We start from the raw sequence: 4,178 nt of genomic DNA, 5'->3' as shown, positions 1-4,178 counted from the left end.
GCTTCGGACTTGCTCACGTGCATCCGGTTCTGCAACGCGCTGAAACTCGGCCGGCCGTTCTGCAACGCGACGATCTCACCGTCGAGGAGCGCCTCGGTCGAGCCGAGTTGTTCGCCGACACCCTGCAGTTCGGGGTAGGCGACGGTGATGTCGTTGCCCAGACGCGACCAGGCTTGGACGCGGCCACCTTCTACGCGCAGGATCGCCCGGACACCGTCCCACTTGAACTCGTACGCCCAAAGATCATCATCGTCCTGGGGGAGGGGACCGGGCGTCGCCAGCATCGGCTTGAGCTGCTCCGGCAGCACCTTCCAGTCCGCACGCACCGGAGCATGCCGGCGCTTCATCATCCAGTTCTTGCCGTCCGTGCCAGACCGGAAGAACACGAACTGACCCTCGGTGCGACGACCGTGCAAGATCACATCGACCTCGCGGTCCGACCACTTCACCGTCTCATAGCGGCCACGATCCCAGATGAACATCTCGCCGCCGCCGTACTCGCCCTTCGGAATCTCCCCGGAGAACTCGGCGTACTCGAGCGGATGGTCCTCGGTGTGCACCGCCAGCCGGATCACGTCCGTCGTCGGCGGCAGACCCTTCGGCACCGCCCACGAAACCAGCACACCATCGCGCTCCAGCCGCACATCCCAATGCAGGCTGCTCGCGTGATGCTCCTGAATCACGAACGTGTCGTTGTCACCGTGCGGCAGCTCGTCAGCACTGGGCACGGGCTCCGGCGTCCTGGCCGGATCCCGCTTGCGCCGGTACTCGTCGAGCCCGGCCATCTACGCCGACGAAGCCTTCTTCTTCGGAGCAGCCTTCTTCGTGCTCTTACGCCCGGCCTTCGCCTTCTCCACACTGCGCTCCAGAGCCGTCATCAAGTCGATGACATCGCCCTTCTCCTCGGCCTCAGGCTGCTCCGGCAACTCCGCACCCTCCGCCTTCGCCGCGATGACCTTCTCCAGCGCGTCCCGATAATCGTCCGTGAACGTGTCCGGATCGAAGTCCCCGGCCATCGACTCCACCAGCGACGTCGCCATCTTCAGCTCCTGCGGCCGCACCTCCACGTTCTGGTCCAGGAAGTCGAACTCCGCCTTGCGGATCTCGTCCGGCCACAACATCGTGTGCATCACCAGCACGTCATCACGCGCCCGGATCGTCGCCAGCGTCTCCTTCTGCCGGATCGTGATCTTCACGACCGCCAGCTGACCCGTCTTGACCAGCGCGTCCCGCAGCAGCACGTACGGCCGCGCCGCAGCCTTGTCCGGCTCCAGGTAGTACGTCTTCTGGAAGTAGATCGGATCGATCTCCTCCGCCGGCACGAACTCCAGAACATCGATCGACTTGTCGGTCTTCACCGGCAACTTGTCGAAGTCCTCGTTCTCCATGATCACCATGCGGCCGTCGTCCAGCTCATAGCCCTTGGTGATGTCGCCGTACTCCACCTCGTTGCCGCACACCGAGCAGACGCGCTTGTACTTGATGCGCCCACCGTCCTCCCGGTGCACCTGGTTGAAACGGAAGTCGTGCTCCTCGACAGCCGAGTAAAGGCGCACGGCGATCGTCACCAACCCGAAGGAGATGGCCCCACGCCACACGGATCTCATCTTCATTGGGTACCCCTGAAATGCGGTTTTCGCACCATCAGGTCACCCATTTGGCCTAACGATCCGGCAACTGAGCGACCCCCGACTCACGTGTCCTCACCAGAGCGTGCCCTACGCCGGTACAGCCCGGCTAGATGTCCTTGAGCGCCCGGTACGTCCTGTTGCTCGCCACCGCCGCCCGCCGCTCCCGCGCAGTCGCCTCGATGTAGTTCTGACTCGTCGCCAGACTCGCATGCCCCAGCAACGCCATGATCTCGCTCGCCGACGCGCCATCTTCGGCCAGACGGGTCGCGAACGTGTGCCTCAACGCGTGCAGGTTCGCGCCCGTGGGGACCCGGTCGTTCAGGCCTGCCCACCGGAAGCACGACTTGACCAGGTACTCCAGCCCACCCCGACCGATCGGCTCGCCGTGCCGATCCCTCAAGAGTGCCGAGTCGCGGTCGAAGCGGCCCTGCGGGAAGCGCTGCTTGCAACTCTTGAGGTAGGCGTCCACGATGCGCTCCATCGGCGGCTCGATAGGGACAGATCTGTCCCGGTTGCCCTTGCCCTTCACGTGCAGCCGCTTGTCGCCCTCCCGCCCGACGATGCTGGCGAGCGTCAGAGTGCGCATCTCGGCGCTTCTCAGGCCCGCGACCAGGCCCAACGCGATGACCAGCACGTCCCGTTCCGGCCACGGGTCACGGCCCTTTCGCGCTCCCTCCGCAGCCGCCGTGAGGAGCTGTTCCGGGGTGTCCTCGCCTCGCAGCGGCTTGGGGACGAGCGGCGGGGTCTTGGGGCGGGCGACGGCGCCCATCGGGTTGCCGGCGATCAGGTCCTCGGCCACGCAGAACGTCAGGAACTGGTTCCAGGTCGACCAGGCCCGCAGCACCGAGCTCTTGGCGTGGGTGTCGGCGAACCGCCCGAAGGCCTGGCGGAGGTTGCGGCCGGTCAGGTCCTGGGTCGTGAGGTCCTCGACGGGGGAGAGGAGTGTCTCGGCCAGGAGTGTGTTCACACCGGAGAGATCGCGCTGGTAGGCCGCTGTGGTGTGCGGCGAGTCCTTGCGGGTCCGGCGGGCGAGGAAGAAGGCGTCCTGGGCGGCGAGCACGTGCATATGGATCTTGTACCGCACAGCACCGACAATCCTGCGTTCCGTGCTGGATAATGGCGATTATGCATGAAATGTCCGTTTCGCCCGAGTTCGCCGGGCGCTGGACCAGGTGGCGTCACTTGTCGGGGATCGTGAGCGTAATGAGCCGCCTCTGCGTACGTCTCACTGACGAGTCGTCGGTGTCGACCGCGCTCCGACATCGCCGGTGTTGAGATGTTGTGGCGTCTGCAAGAGCGACCGGCCTGCCCGCCGGGTGAGCTTGCAGACGCGCCAACAGCGGCGTTTCAGCCCCTTCTGAGGACGATCTTCGCAGGTCGCCGTTTCGCCGATAATCTACATTATGTCAAGTAACGTGGATCAGGCCTCACTGGAAGGCCTCTCCTGCCACGCTTGCGGCCTGTGTCTGACCGGGGTCGGTTCGTGGAGTGCGTGCCGTGGTTCGTGTCGCCGGGTTCTGAGGTCGTTGTCGGTGCTTCGTCCACTTGGACGCGTGGTGCGTTGCCGGGTCTGCCGCGGCTGTCCGCTCTGCTGGCGTCTGCTCGGGTGACGCCGGTGTCCGCGGCATCTTTGTCGTTTGCTGCCGTCGTTTGCCGCCGTCGTCTGCGAGTACGGGCTGGAGGTCGCGGTCGAGGATTACGTCACCGTGGCGATAGAGGCCAACGGGAACCTGACGGCGGCGCACCGCGAGACCGGGCATCTCGTGCTGTTCGCGCCTGACCATTCGTTCTCGGGCGCGTGGCAGGCTGCCTTCTCATGATCGACGAATTCGCCAAGGAGTACCTCCACAGCGATCTGCGGGAGCTGCGTGAGGTGTTGGTGTGGAAGCTGGACGGTCTGTCCGATGAGGAGATCCGTCGTCCGCTCGTCGCGAGCGGAACGAACCTGCTGGGGTTGGTGAAGCATCTGACGTTGACCGAGTCGCGGTACTTCGGTGAGGTGTTCGGCCGGCCGTTTCCGGAGCCGATGCCGCGGTGGGACGACTTGGCGGCGCGTGGTTCGGACATGCGCGCTGCTGAGGGTGAGTCCCGTGTGGACATTGTGGAGCGTTATCGGCGCGTGTGGGTGCACTCGGACGCCACGATCAGCGAGCTGAAGGTGGACTCCCCCGGGTTTGTGCCGTGGTGGCCGCGTCCGGACGTGATGTTGTTCAACGTGTTGGTGCACGTGTTGTCGGAGACGGCGCGGCACGCGGGGCATGCGGACATCTTGCGGGAGCAGTTGGACGGTGCGACGGGTGTGGGGCCGTGAGGCAGACTCCCCCGCATGCGTTTTGCGATTTACGTGCCTTGTTACGGCGACACTTACGGCGATCCCGCGGTGTTGGGTGATCTGGCTGTCGAGGCGGAGGCGGCCGGGTGGGACGGCTTCTTCATGTGGGATCACGTGGTGGCCCAGCCTTTGGTGGCTGATCCGTGGGTGACGTTGGGTGCGGTGGCGGCGCGCACGAGTCGCATCACGCTGGGGCCGATGATCACGCCTGTCCC

At 65.3% G+C, this 4,178-nt stretch carries 6 protein-coding genes; 3 read left to right on the top strand and 3 right to left on the bottom strand.

Annotated elements, in window-relative coordinates:
- The 3 genes from UK23_RS43970 to UK23_RS43960 all read right to left on the bottom strand — a co-directional run.
- A partial coding sequence (locus UK23_RS43970) for a DNA polymerase ligase N-terminal domain-containing protein (protein ID WP_045317777.1) occupies window positions 1–785 on the bottom strand: 785 nt, incomplete at its 3' end.
- Window positions 786–1,607, bottom strand: a complete 822-nt coding sequence (locus UK23_RS43965) for a Ku protein (RefSeq protein ID WP_045317779.1) — start codon at window positions 1,605–1,607, stop codon at window positions 786–788. It lies immediately after the preceding gene.
- Between the two features lie 130 nt (window positions 1,608–1,737).
- The gene (locus tag UK23_RS43960; protein ID WP_045317776.1) at window positions 1,738–2,715 is read right to left on the bottom strand and encodes a tyrosine-type recombinase/integrase; all 978 of its coding nucleotides are present in this window, start codon (window positions 2,713–2,715) and stop codon (window positions 1,738–1,740) included.
- A 553-nt stretch (window positions 2,716–3,268) separates the two neighbouring features.
- Between UK23_RS43960 and UK23_RS43955 the strand changes: the two genes are divergently transcribed.
- The 3 genes from UK23_RS43955 to UK23_RS43945 all read left to right on the top strand — a co-directional run.
- Window positions 3,269–3,451 (top strand): hypothetical protein, encoded by a 183-nt coding sequence (locus UK23_RS43955; protein ID WP_045317775.1) that lies wholly within the window; start codon window positions 3,269–3,271, stop codon window positions 3,449–3,451.
- Window positions 3,448–3,942: a DinB family protein gene (locus UK23_RS43950; protein WP_082115462.1), complete on the top strand. Its 495-nt coding sequence runs from the start codon at window positions 3,448–3,450 to the stop codon at window positions 3,940–3,942. Before UK23_RS43955 ends, UK23_RS43950 begins: the two co-directional genes overlap by 4 nt.
- A 15-nt stretch (window positions 3,943–3,957) precedes the next feature.
- Window positions 3,958–4,178 (top strand): LLM class flavin-dependent oxidoreductase (locus UK23_RS43945; RefSeq protein ID WP_045317774.1); only part of this gene is annotated, 221 nt, incomplete at its 3' end.

This window comes from Lentzea aerocolonigenes (assembly GCF_000955955.1).
GTDB lineage: Bacteria > Actinomycetota > Actinomycetes > Mycobacteriales > Pseudonocardiaceae > Lentzea > Lentzea aerocolonigenes_A.
The sequence above is the reverse complement of the archived record's forward strand: the minus strand, read 5'-3'. Positions and strand labels throughout refer to the sequence as shown.

Coding starts and splice junctions, on each gene's coding strand:
- UK23_RS43950 (WP_082115462.1), top strand. CDS start 3,448: ATGATCGACGAATTCGCCAAGGAGTACCTCCACAGCGATCTGCGGGAG.
- UK23_RS43965 (WP_045317779.1), bottom strand. CDS start 1,607: ATGAGATCCGTGTGGCGTGGGGCCATCTCCTTCGGGTTGGTGACGATC.